We start from the raw sequence: 20,074 nt of genomic DNA on the forward strand, positions 1-20,074 counted from the left end.
GGAATGCGAATTCCAAAATCTGAAGGATCCTTCATATTAGGGCCTTATTCAGTTCAAGCAAGAGCAGCAGTCATGAGCAACCTGGCAAGCAGCGGCACCTTCACCCTTGGCGACCATAAGGTCAACCGCATCGGCTACGGCACAATGCAACTGGCTGGGCCGGGTGTATTCGGCCCGCCCAAGGACCGGGATGCGGCCCTGGCGGTACTGCGTGAGGCCGTCGCAGGCGGTGTGAACCATATCGATACCAGCGATTTCTACGGACCGCACGTCACCAACCAAATTATCCGCGAGGCGCTGCATCCTTACCGGGACGACCTCACGATCGTCACCAAGATCGGCGCCCGTCGCGACGATCAAGGTGGATGGCATGGCGCAGCATCGAAGGCGGAACTGACCAAGGCCGTGCATGACAACTTGCGTAACCTGGGCCTGGACGTGCTGGATGTGGTCAATTTCCGTTGTACCCACAACCTGATGGGCACGGCAGAAGGCTCGATCGCAGCGCCCCTGGCCGCACTCGCCGAACTGCAACAGCAGGGCCTGGTACGCCATATCGGCATCAGCAACGTCACGCCGACGCAAGTGGCCGAAGCCCGTGGCCTGATTGAGTTCGTCTGCGTGCAGAACCTGTACAACATCGCCCACCAACACGACAACGCCTTGATCGATGAGCTGGCCAGGGACGGCATCGCCTATGTACCGTTCTTCCCCCTAGGCGGATTTACCCCGGTCCAATCATCGACACTGACTAACGTTGCCCAGCGCCTGGGCGTAACGCCAAAGCAACTGGCCCTGGCGTGGTTGCTGCGTCGCTCAGCGAATATCCTGCTGATTCCGGGGACCTCATCGGTCGCTCATTTGCGAGAAAACCTCGCCGTAGCCGAACTGGACCTGACGGACGACGTGCTGGCAGAACTGAACGACATCGCAGGGTAAACGCATCAGCCTGCCAGTAATTGCGCGATAGCCTTACGCAGCTCCCCATGCATGTCTTCCGCGTACGGCAACGCATTTTTCCAATCATAAAACCAGACGGGCATCTTGCGCTTGTCATCCGGCTCCGAGGCGTAGCGCGGAAAAATATGGCAATGCAACTCCGGCTCCGAATTGCCCAGGATCTCGTAGTTAATGCGCGACGCACCGCTGGCTTGCAGCACCGCGTCGCCGATGCGCGCCATGTCGAGCAGGTAGATCGCGCGGGCGTCGGCATCCAGGTCGTTCAGGCTGGCGACCACAGGGTCGGGCAATAGCAGGCAGTAGCCAGGCAGGAATTGCACATCGCCCATCACTGCCCAACCTGAGGGCATGCGACAGATGATCTTGTGGTTGGTGCCGTTGCGGGCCTGTTCTACGCGTTCCATGATCAGCGGCATACCCTGTCCTTGCGTTAGGTGAGTGCGGGCTGCATCTTAACCATCGTCGACATTTTCAGCACTGGAAACAGCCCATGCGCATTGCCTGCCTTCATACCGCCGCCAGCAATATCAGCGTGTTTGAAACCGCCGCGAAAGCACTGGGTATCGGCGCTGGTGTGCTACGCCATGAAGTGCGCGCCGACCTGTTGGCTGCTGCCGAAAACGCCGGTCATCTAAGCGCCGAGATCTGCGCATCCACCGCATCAGCCCTGCTTGCACTGGCTGAACAGGCCGACGCCGTGGTGCTCACCTGTTCGACCCTGGGCCCGGCCGTTGAAGGTATCTCCAGCAGTGTCCCGATCCTGAGAACAGACGAAGCGCTGGCCGCCTCGGCGGTGCAGGCGGGCGGAAAAATTGCGGTGCTGTGCGCGGTGGAAACCACCCTCGAACCGACCGCGCGGCTGTTTCACAAGGCCGCGCTGCAATCGAACGCGGTCGTCGAAGTGCGGCTGGTTCCGGGGGCATGGCGCTTGTTCAAGGCGGGTGACATCGACGGCTACCTGGCGACAATCGCCAAAGCTGCCGATGCCGCCTATAGGGATGGAATGACACGGGTTGCGCTGGGCCAGGCGTCGATGAGCGCGGCCGCCGTGCAGGTAACGGCCGGCCCGCTGCCCCTCACCAGCGCAGCGGCCGGGCTGGCGGCAGCTATGCGGGCCGTTGCCCTCAGTGCGGTTGTGCAACCATTGCACGCCAGGCTTGAACGCTAGGTCGCTCGTTGACCCTGGCCTGCCAGGCGCGCAGGGCTTCACACGTCTGCGGCAGCGGCAATTGCACCAGGTCCGCGAAGATCATGCCGCCGAGTAACGCGATATCGGCCATTGAGAAGGCATCGCCAGCCACAAAGGCGCGGGTCTTGAGCACCTTATCGAAATAGTGCATCCCCCTGACCGCCTTGTCCCGCATGCGCATGCCCCATTCGGCGTTCTGGTAAAGCTCTACCTCAGGCCCAAGCCCAGGGGTGGCATGATGGAAATACACGCTGACCGCATCCATCAATTCAATCTCTGCGCGCTTGGTCATCATGTGGATCAAGCCTTGCTCGGTCGGCGTCCTGCCGGTGAGGGTCGGGTTGCCATCGAGCGTGTCCAGGTACTGGGTGATAGCCGTGCATTCAGCGATGAACGTGCCGTCTTCCAGTTGCAGCACTGGCAGGGTGCCGGAGTAGTTGAGGGCCAGGAACTCAGGTTGTTTGTGCTCCCCTTTCCAGAGGTTGACCGACACGAACTCAACGCGCGGCAACATATTTTTCTCGGCCAGCGCGATACGAACACGCGCTGGATAGGGGCCGTTGTACCAATCATAAATCCGCATCAACTGAGGTTGGGATACGTCGGGTTGTGGTTGTTGGAACGTCATGATCTGCTCGCCTACCTGTCAAATGGTAGGTAAAGACTGAAGGCATTATTTCAAGCCGTCAAGCATTACCTACCAGTTGGCAGGTAAAACCTTATCAGCGTAGAATTCGCCCCTCCCCCCACTGAAGAGCAATCCCCACGTGAGTGAAAATGCCCGCGAAGCGATTCTGGAAGCCGCCAGACTCGCCGCTCAGCACTACGGCTACAGTGGCATCAACTTCCGCAGCATCGGCGAAACGGTGGGGATCAAGAACGCCAGTATCTATTACCACTTCCCGAGCAAAGCCGATCTCGGCGCGGCCGTCGCCAGGCGCTATTGGGAAGACGCCGCCAGCGCCCTCGCGGCGATACGCAGCGAGAACCCGGATCCGCTGCAATGCCTGCGTGCTTATCCGAGCATCTTTCGAAAATCACTCGAAGACGGCAACCGCTTGTGCCTGTCCAGTTTTATGGCGGCCGAATATAAGGACCTGCCGGAGCCGGTGAAGGAAGAGATACTGACGTTTGCCAATATCAACGTAGCCTGGCTGGCGGCGCTGCTTGCCGAGATCGAACCCGGCAATACAGAGGCCTGCGAGCGTCGCGCGCGTGCCATCTACACCGCCATTGCCGGCGCGCAGTTGATTGCCCGCACCCGGGCCGATCTCGGTTTGTACGACGAACTGGTCCAGAGTTATCGGGACGCGGGGCTTATCCCGGCGTGACAAGCTGGAGCCCTGTCGGCGACAGGTAGCGCTCCAGCAATGGCCCCATCGCTGTTGGCCCAACAACACTGCTTGGACAGCTTGTGCTGAATCAACACACGCCTCCTCCCCCAAAAATCCACATATCCCCTTGAAATAAAAGCATTTAATCCTCTGGCATGACGCGTGCAATCGCCTTCGCATACTGACGAAGGATACCCCCATGCCCCAGACACTGCCCCAAGCGCTGTTGCGCCAAGCCCACACCCGAGGGTCGGCAATTGCCTTGCGCTTCAAGCGCCTGGGTATCTGGCACGAGCGCAGCTGGAGCGCGGTGGCTGACGAGGTCAGCCAGCTCGCCGCCGCCTTGCATCAGCGCCGCTTCGGGCCTGACGATAACCTGTTGATCCTCAGCCAGGCGCGCCCCGAAGCGTTGCTGCTGGCGCTGGCCGCGCAATGGCTGGGCGCCAACGTCACGTTGCTCGACCCGGACCGCGACAACCGGGCGCTGCTGGCCGGGCTGCGACCGCGCTTTGTGCTCGTGCAAGACCTGGAAGCGCTGCAACAACTCGGTGAACGCGGGGTGGTGGTGTTTCTTGACGGGCGTGGCCTGAGCCAGTTCGCAGACGCCGATTTGATCGACTATGCCGAGCTGCGTGCCGATGCACCGCCACCCGCCCACGCCCCGCAGCCGAACGACACCGCCTTCGTCTTTCATGCCGACACGTCCCTGCACTTGACCCATGGGCAATTGCTCGCGGGAAGCCGGACGCTGGTCGACCGCGAACACCTCGGCGCCGACGACGAAGCCCTCGCCGCACGGGTGTTTGCCGCCAGCGGGCAGGCACGCTACCTGCTCGCGCCCTGGCTGCACGCCGGCTTTCGGCTGAACTTCCCCGAGGCCCTCGCCACCCGCGACACCGACCGCCGCGAGCTGGGCCCGACCCTGGTGCTGGGCACCCGCGAATCCTATGGGCGCCTGGAGCAATGGGTGCGTGAACGCCTGCCACTGCCGGGCAGCTTCAGCCATCGTTTATACGACTGGGCCATGCAGCCGACACCCTCCCCCGTGCGCCGCTGGCTGGGCCATTGGCTGGTGCGTCGGCCGTTGCTGGATGTGCTGGGCATGAGCCGCCTGCGCGTGCCCTTGCTGGTCGGGCCGCCACTGCATCCGGAAAGTGCCGCCTTCTTTGCGGCCCTGGGCATTCGTCCCGGCCATTGGCAAGAGCCGTCCACCCGCCACGAACCCAGCGACCACTTGCTGCCTCAATCTGCCTGACGAGCCTTCCATGCCCACACCCACTGAAGCGGTATTACTGCGGCTCGATGACATCTCCCTGTCGTTCAAGGGCATCAAGGCCATCACCTCCATCAGTTTCGAGGTCAAGGCCGGTGACATCTGCGGCCTGATCGGCCCCAACGGCGCGGGTAAAAGCTCGCTGCTCAATGTGATCAACGGGGTCTACCACCCCCAGGGCGGCAGCATCCGCTACGCCGGCCAGACCCGGCGGCGCATGCGCGCGCACCAGGCGGCCGAAGGCGGGATTGCGCGGACCTTCCAGAATATCGCGCTGTTCAAGGGCATGAGCGTGCTCGACAACGTGCTCACCGGGCGCAACCTCAAGCGCCGCAGCAGTTGGCTGGAACAGATGCTGCGCCTGGGCCGCGCGCCACGGGAGGACGACGTCCACCGCCTGCACGCGGAAAAGGTGATTGCCTTCCTGCAGATCCATCCCTGGCGCCATGTGCTGGTGGGCACCCTGCCCTATGGCCTGCAAAAACGTGTCGAGCTGGCCCGCGCCCTGGCCGCCGAACCGACCCTGCTGTTGCTGGATGAACCCATGGCCGGCATGAACGCCCAGGAGAAAGCCCAGATGAGCCAGTTCATCCGCGACATCAACCGCGAGTTCGGCACCACCGTGGTGCTGATCGAACACGACATCGGCGTGGTCATGGGCTTGTGCGACCACGTGGTGGTCCTCGACTACGGTCGCAAGATAGGCGACGGCACCCCGCAACAGGTGCGCGCCAACCCCGATGTCATCGCCGCCTACCTGGGTACCTGAACATGGAATTTTTCTTCGAAGTGCTGATCGGCGGGCTGCTGGCGGGCGTGATGTATGCCCTGGTGGCGATTGGTTTTGTGCTGATCTACAAGGCCTCCGGCGTGTTCAATTTTGCCCAGGGCGCCATGGTGCTGTTCGCCGCGCTGACGTTTGTCAGCCTGTTGGAGCGCGGCTTCCCGTTTGCCTGGGCGTTCCTGATCACCCTGGCGAGCATGGTGGTGCTGGCGCTGCTGATCGAAAAAGTGGTGCTGCGGCCCTTGGTCAATCGCCCACCGATCATCCTGTTCATGGCCACCCTCGGGCTGTCCTACCTGATCGAAGGCTTTGCGCAGTTCCTGTGGGGCGCGCAGGTGCACGGGCTCGACCTGGGCATCGCCGACGAGCCGCTGGAAATCCGCGGCATGCTGCTTTCGCAATTCGACCTGTTTGCCGCCGGCACCGCCGCCGCGCTGGTGATCGTGCTGTCGCTGCTGTTCAACAAGACCCGGGCGGGCCTGTCGTTGCGTGCGGTGGCCGATGACCCGCTGGCGTCCATGGCCATCGGTATTCGCCTGCCGCGCATCTGGGCGTTGGTGTGGGCGGTGGCCGGGTTCGTCGGGCTGGTGGCCGGGTTGCTCTGGGGCGCACGCCTGGGGGTGCAGTTCTCGCTCTCGCTGGTGGTGCTCAAGGCGCTGCCGGTGCTGATCATCGGCGGGTTCTCGTCCATCGGCGGGGCGATTGTCGGTGGCTTGATCATCGGCGCAGCGGAGAAGATCGCCGAGATCTACCTCGGCCCGATCATCGGCAGCGGCATCGAGAACTGGGTGCCCTACGTCCTCGCCTTGCTGTTCCTGCTGGTGCGGCCTGCCGGGTTGTTCGGCGAGCGCGCCATCGAACGGGTTTGATTGTCCTTGGGGAAATGCCTGCATGTTGTATCAAGAAGTCGGTCAAATCAGCACCTCCTACGCGGCCGAGCGCCGCACCTTTCGCCTGCGCCAGGACCGCGTCGCGCTGTGGCTGCTGCTGGGCGTGGCGTTTTTTGCGGTGCCCTGGCTGGGCAATGACTACTGGTTCAGCGCAATCCTGGTGCCGCTGCTGGTGCTATCGCTGGCAGGGCTTGGGCTCAACCTGCTGACGGGCTACGCCGGGCAACTTTCACTCGGCTCGGCGGCGTTCATGGCGGTGGGCGCGTTTGCCGCCTACAACCTGCAGTTGCGGGTGCCCGGCCTGCCGCTGCTGGTGAGCTTTGCCCTGGGTGGCGTGATCGCCGCCGCGGTGGCGGTGTTCTTCGGCTTGCCGAGCCTGCGCATCAAGGGCTTTTACCTGCTGGTGGCGACCCTGGCCGCGCAGTTCGTGGTGGAGTGGGTGCTCACCCGCTTCAGCTGGTTTACCAACGACAACGCCTCGGGCGTGATCACCTCACCGCCGCTGCTGATTGCCGGGCTGGATTTCAGTTCACCGCGTGGCCGCTACGTGCTGACGCTGGCCGTGGTGGTGACGCTGTTCTGGCTGGGCAAGAACCTGGTGCGCAGCGAACTGGGCCGCAACTGGATGGCAGTGCGCGACATGGACACCGCCGCTGCCGTCATCGGCATTCGCCTGTTGAAGGCCAAGCTGCTGGCGTTTGCCATCAGCGGCTTCTATCTAGGCATCGCCGGTTCACTGTGGGCGTTCGCCTACCTGGGCACGGTCGAGCCCCACGGCTTTGACCTGAGCCGCTCGTTCCAGGTGCTGTTCATCATCATTATCGGCGGCCTGGGCAGCGTGCTCGGCAACGTCCTTGGCGCGGCATTCATCGTGTTGTTCCCGATCCTGCTGGCCAATCTCTTCGCGCTGTTGCCCGCTGGACTGATGGATGCCGGACAGCTGGAGAACATCCAGAAGATGCTGTTTGGCGCGCTGATCATCGCGTTTTTGATCAAGGAACCGGAGGGGCTGGCCCGTCTGTGGCAGCGCTTTCGTCAACGGGCCAGGGTTTGGCCGCTGCGTTACTGAACTCAATAACCCCCCAGGAATGACCTCCATGACACACCGCTTATCGCTGCGCCGCCTGGCCTTGGGCCTGGCCCTGATCACCGCCGGGCTCACGGCCGGCGCCCAGGCTGCCAACGAACAATACTTCCCGTTGCAGAGCTACCGGGTCGGCCCGTACGCCGCCGGTGGCACCGGTTTCTTCGGGGGCTTTATCGACTACCTGCAATACATCAATGCCAAGGGCGGGGTGAACGGCGTCAAGCTGACCTGGAGCGAGTGCGAGACCGAGTACGTGGTGGAAAAAGGCGTCGAATGCTACGAGCGCCTCAAGGGTGGGCTCAACGGTGCACCGGCCGCCGCCACCAACCCGCTGTCAGTCGGCATCGCCTATGCCACCCTGGACCGCTCCACCACCGACAAACTGCCGCTGATCACCATCAACCATGGCCGCACCGATTCCACCGATGGCAGCGTGTTCCCCTACGTGTTCCCGCTGCAGCTCAACCCCTATTCGGAAGTCTCGGCGATCATCAACTACATCGGCCAACGCGAAGGCGGCGCCGACAAGCTCAAGGGCAAGAAAATCGCCGTGCTCTACCACGGCTCGCCCTACGGCAAGGAAACCAATGGCGTGCTCGAAACCCTGGCGAAAAACGCCGGCTTCGAACTGACCCTGCTGGAAGTGCCGCACCCCGGCAACGAGCAGCAATCGCAGTGGCTGAACATCCGGCGTCTCAAGCCTGACTGGGTGATCCTGCGCGGCTGGGGTGTGATGAACCCGGTGGCGCTCAAGTCCGCGCAGAAAGTCGGCTACCCGGCCGATCACATCATCGGCAATATCTGGAGCAACTCCGAAGAAGACGTGGTACCGGCCGGTGCCGCCGCCAAAGGCTTTATCTCGATCACCACCCACCCGTCGGGCACCGACTTCCCGGTGCTGCAAGGTATCCAGCAAAGCGTGGTAGACGCCGGCAAGGGCAACCTGGCCGACCCCAAGCGTTTCGGCACCGTGTATTACAACCTGGGCGTGGTCAACGGCATTCTCAACGTCGAAGCGCTGCGCCTGGCCCAGGAAAAATACGGGCAAAAACCACTGACCGGCGAGCAGGTACGCTGGGGCTTCGAACACCTGAACCTCGACGACGCGCGCCTGCAGGCGCTGGGCGCCAAGGGCCTGGTGCAACCGCTGAAACTCTCCTGCGCCGACCACGAAGGCGGCGGCGCCGTACGCTTCCAGCAATGGGACGGCCAGCGCTGGAACCTGATCAGCGACTGGGTACAAGCCGACCGCGCCTTGCTGCGGCCGATCATCGAAGCCTCGGCGGCGCAGTACGCCAAGGAGAAAGGCATCACGCCGCGGGATTGCAGCAAAGAGCAGTAATTACCTTTTGGCAGTCGCCCATGCGACCGAAATCTGCCGGATGTAAACAGCTCAACTGTGGGAGGGGGCTTGCTCCCGATAGCGGAGTGTCAGCCAACAGATTTATTAGCTGATCTACCGTCATCGGGAGCAAGCCCCCTCCCACATTCAGACCGAGGTGTGTCAGCTCACGCCTACTTCCAACAAGCAACTTTTGGCAGCCGACCATGCGACTGAAGTCTGCCGGATGTAAACAGCTCAACTGTGGGAGGGGGCTTGCTCCCGATAGCGGAGTGTCAGCCAACAGATTTATTAGCTGATCTACCGTCATCGGGAGCAAGCCCCCTCCCACATTCAGACCGAGGTGTGTCAGCCCATGCCTACTTCCAACACGCGACTTTTGGCTACCGCCCATGCGACCGAAATCTGCCGGATGTAAACAGCTCAACTGTGGGAGGGGGCTTGCTCCCGATAGCGGAGTGTCAGTCAACTGATTCATTAGCTGATCCACCGTCATCGGGAGCAAGCCCCCTCCCACATTCAGACCGAGGCGTGTCAGCCCATGCCTACTTCCAACACGCGACTTTTGGCTACCGCCCATGCGACCGAAATCTGCCGGATGTAAACAGCTCAACTGTGGGAGGGGGCTTGCTCCCGATAGCGGAGTGTCAGCCAACAGATTTATTAGCTGATCCAACGTCATCGGGAGCAAGCCCCCTCCCACATTCAGACCGAGGTGTGTCAGCCCATGCCTACTTCCAACACGCGACTTTTGGCTACCGCCCATGCGACCGAAATCTGCCGGATGTAAACAGCTCAACTGTGGGAGGGGGCTTGCTCCCGATAGCGGAGTGTCAGCCAACAGATTTATTAGCTGATCTACCGTCATCGGGAGCAAGCCCCCTCCCACATTCAGACCGAGGTGTGTCAGCTCATGCCTACTTCAATCAAGCGACTTTTGGCTACCGCCCATGCGACCGAAATCTGCCGGATGTAAACGGCTCAACTGTGGGAGGGGGCTTGCTCCCGATGGTGGTGGGTCAGCTAGTGAATCTGTTAGCTGACACACTGCTATCGGGAGCAAGCCCCCTCCCACATTTAGACCGAGGTGTGTCAGCTCATGCCTACTTCAATCAAGCGACTTTTGGCTACCGCCCATGCGACCGAAATCTGCCGGATGTAAACGGCTCAACTGTGGGAGGGGGCTTGCTCCCGATAGCGGAGTGTCAGTCAACTGATTTATTAGCTGATCTACCGTCATCGGGAGCAAGCCCCCTCCCACATTCAGACCGAGGTGTGTCAGCCCATGCCTACTTCCAACACACGACTTTTGGCTACCGCCCATGCGACCGAAATCTGCCGGATGTAAACAGCTCAACTGTGGGAGGGGGCTTGCTCCCGATAGCGGAGTGTCAGTCAACTGATTCATTAGCTGATCCACCGTCATCGGGAGCAAGCCCCCTCCCACATTCAGACCGAGGCGTGTCAGCCCAGACCTATTTCCACCACTCCAGCATTCAACCGCACCGGCCATACCCGCAAACGCTGGTGCGGTGCCTCCAGGCATTGGCCGTCTTCCAAACGGTAATGCTGCTTATAGATCGGCGCGGCCACCACCAGGTCGCCCTTGATGCTGCCGACCAGCCCGCGTCCGATCACATTCGCGCCGGATTCCGGGTCGTGGTTGTCGATGGCGTACAGCGTCTGGTCCCGGGCGCCGGGCAGGTAGAACAGCGCGACTTGGGCGCCGTCCAGCCACACCACTACGCCGGAATTACTCACCAGGTCGGTCTCGTTGCACACGCTTTTCCAGGTGGCAAGGTTGCGCTGCGTGTTGGACTGGCTCATCAGGCAAGCTCCTCGGTGACGGCAATCAGGTTGAGTTCGGCGGCCATGATCGGCCGACGCTGGCCGCGTTCCTGGACAAAGTGGATGTCCGGGTCGGGGCGTTTGTCGTTGACGAAGGTGCGGAAGCGCTTGAGTTTTTCCGGGTCCTTGAGGGCGTTGGCCCACTCGCATTCGTAGCGGTCGACCACCCGTTGCATCTGCGCTTCGAGCTCGGCGCCCAGGCCCAGGCTGTCGTGCAGGATCACGTCCTTGAGGAAATCCAGGCCGCCTTCCAGGCTTTCGCGCCAGACCGAGGTGCGTTGCAATTTGTCGGCGGTGCGGATGTAGAACATCAGGAAGCGGTCGATGTACTGGATCAGCGTGGCGTCATCCAGGTCGGTGGCGAACAGTTCGGCGTGGCGTGGGCGCATGCCGCCGTTGCCGGCGATGTAGAGGTTCCAGCCCTTCTCGGTGGCGATCACGCCCACGTCCTTGCTCTGGGCTTCGGCGCATTCGCGGGTGCAGCCGGATACCGCGAACTTGAGCTTGTGCGGCGAACGCAGGCCCTTGTAGCGGTCCTCGATCAGCAGCGCCATTTTCACGCTGTCCTGCACACCGTAGCGGCACCAGGTGCTGCCCACACAGGACTTCACCGTGCGCGTGGATTTGCCGTAGGCGTGGCCGGTTTCAAACCCGGCCGCGATCAGCTCGGCCCAGATGTCCGGCAGCTCGTGCAGTTGCGCGCCAAACAGGTCGATGCGCTGGCCGCCGGTGATCTTGGTGTAGAGGTCGTATTTCTTCGCCACTTCGCCAATCACGATCAACTTGTCGGCGGTGATCTCGCCGCCCGGAATACGCGGCACCACCGAGTAGGTGCCGTTCTTTTGCATGTTGGCCATGAAGGTATCGTTGGTGTCCTGCAACGGCACCAGGGACGCGTCCATGATCGGCTGGTTCCAGCACGAGGCCAGGATCGACCCCACCGCCGGTTTGCACACGTCACAGCCGATGTGGCCACGACCGTGTCTGGCCAGCAGTTCTTCGAAGGTGGTCACCCCTTCCACGCGCACCAGGGCATACAACTCCTGGCGGGTATAGGCGAAGTGTTCGCACAGGCTCTTGTCGACGCTGACGCCACGGGCAATCAGCTCGTGCTCGAACACCTGCTTGAGCAACCCGGCACACCCACCGCAACCGGTGCAGGCCTTGGTCTGCGACTTGAGCAGGCCGAGGTCGCTGCACCCGCCGTCGATGGCCGAGCAGATCGCGCCCTTGTTGACGTTGTGGCACGAGCACACCGTGGCCGAGTCCGGCAAGGCGCCTGGGCCGAGGGTCGGTGCGCCGCTGGACGATGGCAGGATCAGGCTGGCCGGTTCGGCCGGCAGCGCGATGCTGTTCTGCATGTATTGCAGCAAGGTGTCGTAGTAGCTGTTGTCGCCGACCAGCACCGCGCCGATCACGTGTTTGCCGCTCGCATCCACCACCAGGCGTCGATAGCTGGCGCTCGCCTCGTCGATGAACTGGTAGCTGCGCGCACCCGGTGTGTGGGCGTGGGCGTCGCCGATGGAGCCCACGTCCACGCCCAGCAACTTGAGCTTGGTGGACATGTCGGCGCCGACAAAGGGCTCAGCGCTGTGCTCGCACAACAGCGCGGCGACGCCACGGGCCATTTGGTAACCCGGCGCAACCAGGCCGAACAGGCTGCCGTTCCAGGAGGCGCATTCGCCAATCGCGTAGATATTGGGATCGCAGCTCAAGCACTCGTCGTTGATCACCACGCCGCCGCGCGGGCCAATCTCCAGGCCGGCCTGGCGAGCCAGGGCATCCTGGGCGCGGATCCCGGCGGAGAACACGATCAGGTCGGTCTCCAGGAACTCGTCATTGGCAAAGTTCATGCGGTAGCGGTACTGCTCGCCGGCACTGATCGACTGGGTGGCGCGGGACAGATGCACACCGACGCCCAGCCGCTCGATCTGGGCCTTGAGCGCAAGGCCGCCGAAATCATCCAGTTGCACTGGCATAAGGCGCGGCGCGAATTCCACCACATGGGCTTCCAGGCCCAGGCTTTTCAGGGCGTTGGCGGCTTCCAGGCCGAGCAGGCCACCGCCCACCACCACACCACGGCGGGCATTGGCGGCAGCGGCACGGATGGCGTCGAGGTCTTCGAGGGTGCGATACACCAGGCGCGAGTCGCCTTCGGCGCCCTCGATCGGCGGCACGAACGGATAGGAACCGGTGGCCAGCACCAGCTTGTCGTAGCCCACGCAGCCCTGGGCGGTGATCACTTCACAGCGTTCGCGATCGATCTCCAGCACCGGTACGCCCAGGTGCAGGGTGACACCCGGCGTCTGGTACAACGCGGCGTCCGACAACGCCAGGGACTCGGCATCGCGGCCGGTGAAATACTCGGAAAGATGCACGCGGTCATAGGCACGCATCGGCTCTTCGCTGAACACGTGCAACCGGTAGTGATCCAGCGCGCCGCGTTCGATCAATTGCTCCACGCAATGGTGGCCGACCATGCCATTACCGACGACGATCAGGGTTTTCATCTGTTTGTTCATAGCAAGCACCCGACAACGTTCATCACGGTTTAAAAAGCAAAAAAAAACGCCTGAAACCTTGCGGTTCCAGGCGCCTTTGCCTGTTCTTATGCGGGATCGGATCGGCGACTGCGCCGGATCTACCGCTTTATGCCCCTGTTGTCGATCGTCGTTGACCGAGGTGGGTTGAGGGGGAGCTTGCAGGGTCTGTGCCAATTGGACGCGAGCCTTACTGCGACGCCTTCTAGCGGTACTCATCGAGTCTGAATGCACACTTCAGCGCCTCCAACTGGTGCATCCCGCGACAAAAAAGTGCATTCCCGGATAAAAATCAAAGGGTCACAGAAGAGCGGGCTTATTGTGGTGAGCGGGCTTGCCCCGCGCTGGGTGGCGAAGCCGCCCCATCACTGCCACAGCTTACTTCCTGTAAGGACTGAGGCGCTTGGGTTTAGGGCTGCTACGCAGCCCAGCGCGGGGCAAGCCCGCTCACCACAGCAAGCCCACTCACCACTGTAAGCCCACTCACCACAACAAGCTGGCTTGCCACAATTTGCCCGTGCTTAAGAAATTGGCGCGTGACTTGCTAGGGAACACACACAGAGCAGTCAACGCTGATTGCCCATTCACGACAAAGGCGCCGTGCAATCCCCGTTTCCAACGGAGGGTTGCAGGGCGCTTTTTTGTTGGGGGCAGAAAAAGTTTCGAGGGTGACAGATGGCAAACCAAAGCGTACGCAGTGTGTGTCCCTATTGTGGTGTGGGCTGCGGCATCATCATGCAGGTCGAGCACAATAAGGTGGTCAAGGTCATCGGTGACAAGGCCCACCCCACCAACTTCGGCCGCCTGTGCACCAAAGGCACCACCTGCGGGCAGGCCATCGCCGAGTCCGGGCGGATGGAAAACGCCTACCTGCGCGAGAAGCGTGACCACGACCCGGTGCGCATCGCCATGGACACCGCCATCAGCGAAACCGCCGGGCGCCTGCGCGGCATCCTCGACAGCCACGGGCCGGATGCCCTGTCCTTTTACGTCTCCGGGCAAATGTCCCTGGAAGCCCAGTACCTGATCAATAAACTGGCCAAGGGCTTTGTGCGCACCAACAACGTCGAGTCCAACTCGCGGCTGTGCATGGCCAGCGCCGGCAGCGGCTACAAGCTTTCCCTCGGTTCCGATGGGCCGCCGGGCTCCTATGAAGACTTCGACCGCGCCGACCTGTTCTTCGTGATCGGCGCCAATATGGCCGACTGTCACCCGATCCTGTTCCTGCGCATGATGGACCGGGTCAAGGCCGGGGCGAAGCTGATCGTGGTCGATCCACGGCGCAGCGCCACCGCCGACAAAGCCGACCTGTACCTGCCGATCAAACCGGGCACCGACCTCGCCCTGCTCAATGGCCTGTTGCACCTGCTGGTCAAGAACGGCCACACCGACCCGGCCTTTATTGCCGCGTTCACCGAGGGCTGGGAGGCCATGCCCGGCTTTCTCGAGGACTACCCGCCGCACACGGTCGCCGAGATCACCGGCCTGGCCGAAGCAGACATCCGCCAGGCTGCCGACTGGATAGGCGCGGCTGCCGAGTGGATGAGCTGCTGGACCATGGGCCTCAACCAAAGCACCCACGGCACCTGGAACACCAACGCCCTGTGCAACCTGCACCTGGCCACCGGCGCCATCTGCCGCCCCGGCAGCGGGCCGTTTTCCCTCACTGGCCAACCCAATGCCATGGGCGGCCGTGAGATGGGCTACATGGGCCCTGGCCTGCCGGGGCAACGCTCGGTACTGGTGGAGGCCGACCGCGCATTTATCGAAGACCTCTGGCAGATCCCCCCAGGCAGCCTGCCGCGCCAAGTCGGCCGCGGCACCGTGGCGCTGTTCGAGCAGATGAGCGCCGGGCAGATCAAGGCCTGCTGGATCATCTGCACCAACCCGGTGGCCAGCGCGCCCAATCGCCGCAAGGTCATCGAAGGCCTGCAAGCCGCCGAACTGGTGATCACCCAGGACGCCTTCCTCGACACCGAGACCAACCGCTACGCCGACATCCTGCTGCCCGGCGCGCTGTGGGCCGAGGCCGAAGGGGTGATGATCAACTCCGAGCGCAACCTGACCCTAATGCAAAAAGCCGTCGAACCACCGGGCCAAACCTTGCCCGACTGGCAGATCATCGCCAGGGTCGCGAGTGAAATGGGCTTTGCCGAAGCCTTCACCTATGCCAGCGCCGCCGAGGTCTTCGACGAGATCAAGCGCGCCTGGAACCCCAAGACCGGCTATGACATTCGCGGCGCCAGCCATCAACGGCTGCGCGCGCAACCGCTGCAATGGCCCTGCGCTTCAGACGCGGGCGCCGACCGCAACCCGATCCGCTACCTGAATACAGGCACGCTCAGATTCGCCACCGACAACGGCAAGGGCCAGTTCCTGGCGCGCCCACATATGCCGCCGGCGGAGATGCCGGATGAGGCCTTCCCTTTCGTGCTCAACACCGGGCGTTTGCAGCACCAGTGGCATACCCTGACCAAGACCGGCAAGGTCGCCACCCTGAACAAACTCAACCCCGGCCCCTTCGTCGAACTGCACCCCGAAGACGCCGCCAGCCTGGGCATCCAGGACAAGGACCGCGTGGAGGTGCGCTCCCAGCGCGGGCGTGCCGTGCTGCCTGCGGTGGTCACCGACCGCGTGCAGCCGGGCAACTGTTTTGCGCCTTTCCACTGGAACGATGTATTTGGCGAAAACCTGGCGATCAACGCGGTGACCAACGACGCGGTCGATCCGATTTCCCTGCAACCCGAGTTCAAGTTCTGTGCCGTCGCCCTGGCCCGGGTCGAGTTGATCGATCACCAGTTTCTCGATGGGCCGGTCTCGCAAGACTTGCCCCCCTTAGTAGAGGACCTCACCCTGTCGCGCCTCGACGCCTTCGCCGATATTGCCGGCATCCGCAACCTGCCGGCGCCGACACTGAGCGATAGCGAGCGTACTTACCTCGCAGGTTTCCTCAGCGGTCTGCGCTCCGAGGCCGGGCGCCTGGCAGCGGGTGTGCCGGTGATGCCAACCCATGCGCCGCTGACCAAGGATTCCCGACTGTGGCTGGACGGTTTGCTCGGCGGATTGTTCAGCCGCGCAGACGTCAGCGCCATCGCCGCAACGCCCTCCCCGGCCGTCACCCTGTTATGGGCCTCCCAGACCGGCAACGCCGAAGCCCTCGCCGAGCGATTCGCCAAGCGCCTGCGCGACGCCGGTATCAGCGTCGAGCTCAGCGCGATGGCGGATTTCCCGGCCAGCAAACTGGCGAGCACACAAAACCTGGCGCTGATCAGCAGCACCTTCGGCGATGGCGACCCGCCCGACAACGGCGAAGGCTTCTGGCACAGCCTCAGCACCGCCGAGATGCGCCTGGAGTCGCTGCGCTTTGCGGTACTGGCCCTGGGCGATCCGAATTACGACCAGTTTTGCAAGCACGGCCAGCGACTCGACCAGCGCTTGCTGGAGCTGGGCGCGACCCGCCTGCTGGAGCGCGTGGATTGCGACACCGAATTCGAAGAGCGCGCCTATGCCTGGCTGGCACAGTTGCAACACAGCCTCAACCCGGCCAAAGCCGCGACGCTCGCCCCACCCGCCACACCGGCCGGCAAAACCAAGCTGCATGGCTCACGGCTGCTGCTCAACCGGCACCTGAACCCGCAGAGCACCCACAAGGAAACCCGCCAGTTCGCCCTGGACCTGACCGACTCCGGGCTGAGCTATGAAGCCGGTGATGCCCTGGGAGTGATGCCGCGCAACTGCCCGGAGCTGGTCAGCGAACTGCTCGACCTGACCCGCCTGGATGCCAGTGCCTGCGTGAACATCGACACCTTCGGCGATGTACCGCTGCACCAGGCATTGACCCAGCGTTTCGAAATCGCCCGCCCCAGCAGCGACACCCTGGCCTTTATCGCCGAGCGCAGTGCCAACCCAGGCCTTAAGCGCCTGCTGAGCCCCGAGCACAAGACCGAACTGCAGGCTTGGCTGTGGGGCCGGCAACTGGTGGATGTGTTGCACGAATACCCCATCGATTGCTCGGCGGACGAACTGCTCGGCACCCTCAAGCGCCTGCAACCACGTTTGTATTCAATCGCCTCCAGCGCCAAGGCCTACCCGCAGGAAGTGCACCTCACCGTGGCCGCCGTGCGCTATGGCAAGCGCAAGGGCGTATCCTCGACCTTCCTCGCCGACCGCGCCGCAGACAGCGAGGTGCCGTTGTTCGTGCAGCCGTCCAAGCACTTCCGCACACCGGCCGACGGCGACGTGCCGATGATCATGATCGGCCCCGGCACCGGTGTGGCGCCGTTCCGCGCGTTTTTGCAGGAACGTCGGGCCCAGGGACACCAGGGCCGCAACTGGCTGTTCTTTGGCGAGCAACACGCGGCCAGCGACTTTTACTACCAGGACGAACTGCAAGGCATGCAGCACGAAGGCTTGCTCACTCACCTGAGCCTGGCGTTCTCCCGAGACCAGGCGCAGAAGGTCTACGTGCAGGACCGCATCCAGGAACACGGCGCCGAGCTGTGGCGCTGGCTGCAGGACGGCGCGCAGCTGTATATCTGCGGGGATGCCAGCCACATGGCCAAGGACGTCGACCACGCCCTGCGCCAGGTGGCGCAAACCCACGGCGGGCTTGGCGTTGAGGGCGCCGTGGAGTACTGGCGCCAGTTGAGCGAACAGAAGCGCTATCTGCGTGATGTCTACTGATTGGATACAGAACAATAAGCACTTTGTATTGTGTACAAAAAACCCTAAAGATTTACCGGCATCGGGCCGAAACAGCGGTGATAGCAAATCGCCGCGCTCTTTTTCCGGAGCGAGACGATTTGACCGCCCTCTACGCTGATGGTCGTCTCGATGAAAATAAAAAATAAGCTGGTACTGGCATTTGTCTCGGTTGCGTTTATCCCGGTAAGCCTGGTGGCGGTCATCTCCGTGATGAACACACGGACCCAGGCGGTTGACCAATTTATCGACGGCAGCACCCGGGAAATCCGCCAGATCGATGGCAATATCCGCCAGTTCTTCGACGGCACGCAGCAGAACGTCGATCAAATGGCCATGGATCCTGTGTACACCTCCGTGGAAACGCTGAAGAACTACCAGCCCGCCGACGCCGCCAGCCAACCGATGCCAGCAGCGGCACAAGCGGTCATCGAGCGCTTTGCGCGCTTTGGCGCCACGCACCCGGCAGCCGCCATCCTCTCCATCGGCCTGGAAGACGGCACCTACGTCAAATGGCCGGATGACCCGCAACTGGCCAAGTACGACCCACGCGCGCGCCCCTGGTACAAGGCCGCCATGGCCAGCCCCGGCAAGACCGTGCGCACACCGGCTTACTACTACGACAAAGACGATGTGGCGCTGGTGGGCACTGCCCGGGCGCTGCTGGATAGCGCCGGCAAAGCCAAGGGCGTGTTCGTGGTCAGCGTGTCGCTGAAAAACCTCACCGAACTGGTCAAGAGCATCAAGCTCGGCGAAAGCGGCTACGTGATGCTGATCGAAGACGGCGTGGTGCTGGTCGACCCGCGCGACGCCGCCCACAGTTTCAAGCCGCTCAAGGACCTGGGCGCCGCCTATGCGCACCTGGCCGAGACGTCCCAGGGTTCTACCGAGGTGGAAATCAACGGCGTGCGCTACATGGCCAACGTGTGGACCTCTCCCGGCCTGGGCTGGCGCTATATCGGCCTGATCGAGCACCGCGAAGTCATGGCCGAAGCCACGCGCATGACCTACCTCACAGCGGTCATCGTCGGCGTGCTGGTGCTGATCTTCGGCGTGCTTGCGGCGGCGTTTTCCAAGGTGATCGTCAAGCCCATCGGCCAGGTCAGCAGCGGCTTGCAGTCGATTGCCGAGGGCGAAGGCGACCTGCGTCACGCACTGCAGGTGCAGGGCAAGGATGAAACCGCCGAACTGGCCGGCTGGTTCAACAAGTTCCTTGCCGCGATTCGCCAATTGATCCAGCACATCGGCGCGGCCTCGGCCAATTTGCACAATGCGTCCAAGGTCAACAGCGAAGTGGCCCACAACATGAACGAAGCCGCCGGGCGCCAGCGCGAGGCGGTGGAACTGGTGTCCACCGCGTTCAACGAAATGGTCGCCACTGCCAACGAAGTCGCGCGTTCATGCAGCAGTGCGGCAGAGTCGGCGGAGAACGGCCATCGCCGGGTGGCCGAGGGCAAGCAACAGATCGAAGTCACCACCGATAACGTCAACCGCCTGGGCCGCCGCTTGACCGAGTCGTCCGACGCCATGGTCGAACTCGAAGCCGGCAGCCGCAGCATCAACCAGATCATCGGCACCATTCGCGCGATTGCCGAACAGACCAACCTGCTGGCACTCAATGCCGCCATCGAGGCCGCCCGTGCCGGCGACCAGGGCCGTGGTTTTGCCGTGGTCGCCGACGAGGTGCGCGCGTTGGCCAAGCGCACCTCCGACTCCACCGGCGAGATCGAGCACCTGCTCGGCACCCTGGAAAACAAGACCCAGGAAGTCACGCAAAAAATGGGCAGTTGCCTGGACCTGTCACGGGCCAGTGTGTCGTCCATCGAAAGCGCGCGCGACAGCTTTGAAGGCATCCAGCTGTCGGTCAACGAGATCCGCGACCAGAACCTGCAAATCTCCGCCGCCGCCGAGGAGCAACACAGTGTGGCCGAAGAGATCAACCGGCATATCCAGCAGATCTACGACGAGGCGCGCCTGGTGGAAAGCCTGGCCAACTCGGCGCAGGACGACTCGGGGCGCTTGGCGAATCTGTCGGATGAGTTGAATGGCCTGGTGGGGCGCTTCAAGTCCTGATGATTGTCGCCAACTGATCATCCGCCTCCTCCCGTAGCAGCTGCCGAGCGCAA

General features: G+C 62.7%; 14 protein-coding genes and 1 pseudogene. 11 read left to right on the plus strand and 4 right to left on the minus strand.

The annotated features are described in order from the left end of the window. Window positions 1-72: 72 nt before the first annotated feature. Window positions 73-939: an aldo/keto reductase family oxidoreductase gene (locus tag BLW22_RS15145; RefSeq protein ID WP_065928071.1), complete on the plus strand. Its 867-nt coding sequence runs from the start codon at window positions 73-75 to the stop codon at window positions 937-939. Between the two features lie 5 nt (window positions 940-944). Here the strand turns inward: BLW22_RS15145 and BLW22_RS15150 are convergent, their stop codons facing one another. Then, window positions 945-1,376: an HIT family protein gene (locus BLW22_RS15150; RefSeq protein ID WP_065928070.1), complete on the minus strand. Its 432-nt coding sequence runs from the start codon at window positions 1,374-1,376 to the stop codon at window positions 945-947. A gap of 74 nt (window positions 1,377-1,450) precedes the next feature. On the opposite strand from BLW22_RS15150, the gene BLW22_RS15155 reads away from it, so the two are divergent. Beyond that, a complete protein-coding gene (locus BLW22_RS15155) occupies window positions 1,451-2,128 on the plus strand; it encodes an aspartate/glutamate racemase family protein (RefSeq protein ID WP_074846935.1) in 678 nt (225 codons plus the stop codon). Here BLW22_RS15155 and BLW22_RS15160 read toward each other — a convergent pair. Continuing rightward, complete coding sequence (locus BLW22_RS15160; protein WP_074846936.1) at window positions 2,085-2,777, minus strand: glutathione S-transferase; 693 nt, start codon at window positions 2,775-2,777, stop codon at window positions 2,085-2,087. The two genes, BLW22_RS15155 and BLW22_RS15160, sit on opposite strands and share 44 nt — an antisense overlap. Before the next feature lie 139 nt (window positions 2,778-2,916). On the opposite strand from BLW22_RS15160, the gene BLW22_RS15165 reads away from it, so the two are divergent. The 6 genes from BLW22_RS15165 to BLW22_RS15190 all read left to right on the plus strand — a co-directional run bounded on the left by BLW22_RS15165 (window position 2,917) and on the right by BLW22_RS15190 (window position 8,859). Continuing rightward, complete coding sequence (locus BLW22_RS15165; protein WP_065928067.1) at window positions 2,917-3,480, plus strand: TetR/AcrR family transcriptional regulator; 564 nt, start codon at window positions 2,917-2,919, stop codon at window positions 3,478-3,480. A gap of 202 nt (window positions 3,481-3,682) precedes the next feature. Continuing rightward, the gene (locus BLW22_RS15170; protein ID WP_074846937.1) at window positions 3,683-4,738 is read left to right on the plus strand and encodes an AMP-binding protein; all 1,056 of its coding nucleotides are present in this window, start codon (window positions 3,683-3,685) and stop codon (window positions 4,736-4,738) included. A gap of 10 nt (window positions 4,739-4,748) precedes the next feature. Beyond that, window positions 4,749-5,525: an ABC transporter ATP-binding protein gene (locus BLW22_RS15175; protein WP_074846938.1), complete on the plus strand. Its 777-nt coding sequence runs from the start codon at window positions 4,749-4,751 to the stop codon at window positions 5,523-5,525. Window positions 5,526-5,527: 2 nt separating this feature from the next. Continuing rightward, window positions 5,528-6,409, plus strand: coding sequence for a branched-chain amino acid ABC transporter permease (locus BLW22_RS15180; protein WP_074846939.1), 882 nt, complete (start codon window positions 5,528-5,530; stop codon window positions 6,407-6,409). A gap of 22 nt (window positions 6,410-6,431) precedes the next feature. Continuing rightward, a complete protein-coding gene (locus BLW22_RS15185; protein ID WP_027608468.1) occupies window positions 6,432-7,499 on the plus strand; it encodes a branched-chain amino acid ABC transporter permease in 1,068 nt (355 codons plus the stop codon). Between the two features lie 28 nt (window positions 7,500-7,527). Continuing rightward, complete coding sequence (locus BLW22_RS15190; RefSeq protein ID WP_074846940.1) at window positions 7,528-8,859, plus strand: ABC transporter substrate-binding protein; 1,332 nt, start codon at window positions 7,528-7,530, stop codon at window positions 8,857-8,859. Between the two features lie 1,464 nt (window positions 8,860-10,323). On the opposite strand, the gene nirD is transcribed toward BLW22_RS15190, so the two are convergent. Together nirD and nirB are read right to left on the minus strand one after the other, a co-directional pair. Then, window positions 10,324-10,686, minus strand: a complete 363-nt coding sequence (gene nirD / locus BLW22_RS15195) for a nitrite reductase small subunit NirD (RefSeq protein ID WP_065948265.1) — start codon at window positions 10,684-10,686, stop codon at window positions 10,324-10,326. Continuing rightward, window positions 10,686-13,229: a nitrite reductase large subunit NirB gene (gene nirB / locus BLW22_RS15200; protein ID WP_065948264.1), complete on the minus strand. Its 2,544-nt coding sequence runs from the start codon at window positions 13,227-13,229 to the stop codon at window positions 10,686-10,688. The genes nirD and nirB overlap by 1 nt, the downstream gene beginning before the upstream one ends. A 693-nt stretch (window positions 13,230-13,922) precedes the next feature. On the opposite strand from nirB, the gene BLW22_RS15205 reads away from it, so the two are divergent. The 3 genes and pseudogenes from BLW22_RS15205 to BLW22_RS36030 all read left to right on the plus strand — a co-directional run bounded on the left by BLW22_RS15205 (window position 13,923) and on the right by BLW22_RS36030 (window position 20,021). Continuing rightward, on the plus strand, window positions 13,923-17,930 hold the full coding sequence (locus BLW22_RS15205) for a bifunctional nitrate reductase/sulfite reductase flavoprotein subunit alpha (protein ID WP_074846941.1): 4,008 nt from the start codon (window positions 13,923-13,925) through the stop codon (window positions 17,928-17,930). A 231-nt stretch (window positions 17,931-18,161) separates the two neighbouring features. Next, window positions 18,162-19,166, plus strand: a pseudogene (locus BLW22_RS36025) (cache domain-containing protein); the annotation flags it as partial. Window positions 19,167-19,253: 87 nt separating this feature from the next. After that, a complete protein-coding gene (locus BLW22_RS36030) occupies window positions 19,254-20,021 on the plus strand; it encodes a methyl-accepting chemotaxis protein (protein WP_370671284.1) in 768 nt (255 codons plus the stop codon). The last annotated feature ends 53 nt before the right edge of the window (window positions 20,022-20,074 follow it).

Source organism: Pseudomonas marginalis (genome assembly GCF_900105325.1).
GTDB classification, from domain to species: domain Bacteria; phylum Pseudomonadota; class Gammaproteobacteria; order Pseudomonadales; family Pseudomonadaceae; genus Aquipseudomonas; species Aquipseudomonas marginalis.

Bases quoted from the DNA above. Each gene is read 5' to 3' on its own strand.
- nirB (WP_065948264.1), bottom strand. From the start codon at position 13,229: ATGAACAAACAGATGAAAACCCTGATCGTCGTCGGTAATGGCATGGTC.
- BLW22_RS36030 (WP_370671284.1), top strand. From the start codon at position 19,254: ATGAACGAAGCCGCCGGGCGCCAGCGCGAGGCGGTGGAACTGGTGTCC.
- BLW22_RS15180 (WP_074846939.1), top strand. From the start codon at position 5,528: ATGGAATTTTTCTTCGAAGTGCTGATCGGCGGGCTGCTGGCGGGCGTG.
- BLW22_RS15155 (WP_074846935.1), top strand. From the start codon at position 1,451: ATGCGCATTGCCTGCCTTCATACCGCCGCCAGCAATATCAGCGTGTTT.
- BLW22_RS15185 (WP_027608468.1), top strand. From the start codon at position 6,432: ATGTTGTATCAAGAAGTCGGTCAAATCAGCACCTCCTACGCGGCCGAG.
- BLW22_RS15190 (WP_074846940.1), top strand. From the start codon at position 7,528: ATGACACACCGCTTATCGCTGCGCCGCCTGGCCTTGGGCCTGGCCCTG.
- BLW22_RS15205 (WP_074846941.1), top strand. From the start codon at position 13,923: ATGGCAAACCAAAGCGTACGCAGTGTGTGTCCCTATTGTGGTGTGGGC.
- BLW22_RS15170 (WP_074846937.1), top strand. From the start codon at position 3,683: ATGCCCCAGACACTGCCCCAAGCGCTGTTGCGCCAAGCCCACACCCGA.
- BLW22_RS15145 (WP_065928071.1), top strand. From the start codon at position 73: ATGAGCAACCTGGCAAGCAGCGGCACCTTCACCCTTGGCGACCATAAG.
- BLW22_RS15175 (WP_074846938.1), top strand. From the start codon at position 4,749: ATGCCCACACCCACTGAAGCGGTATTACTGCGGCTCGATGACATCTCC.
- BLW22_RS15160 (WP_074846936.1), bottom strand. From the start codon at position 2,777: ATGACGTTCCAACAACCACAACCCGACGTATCCCAACCTCAGTTGATG.
- nirD (WP_065948265.1), bottom strand. From the start codon at position 10,686: ATGAGCCAGTCCAACACGCAGCGCAACCTTGCCACCTGGAAAAGCGTG.
- BLW22_RS15150 (WP_065928070.1), bottom strand. From the start codon at position 1,376: ATGCCGCTGATCATGGAACGCGTAGAACAGGCCCGCAACGGCACCAAC.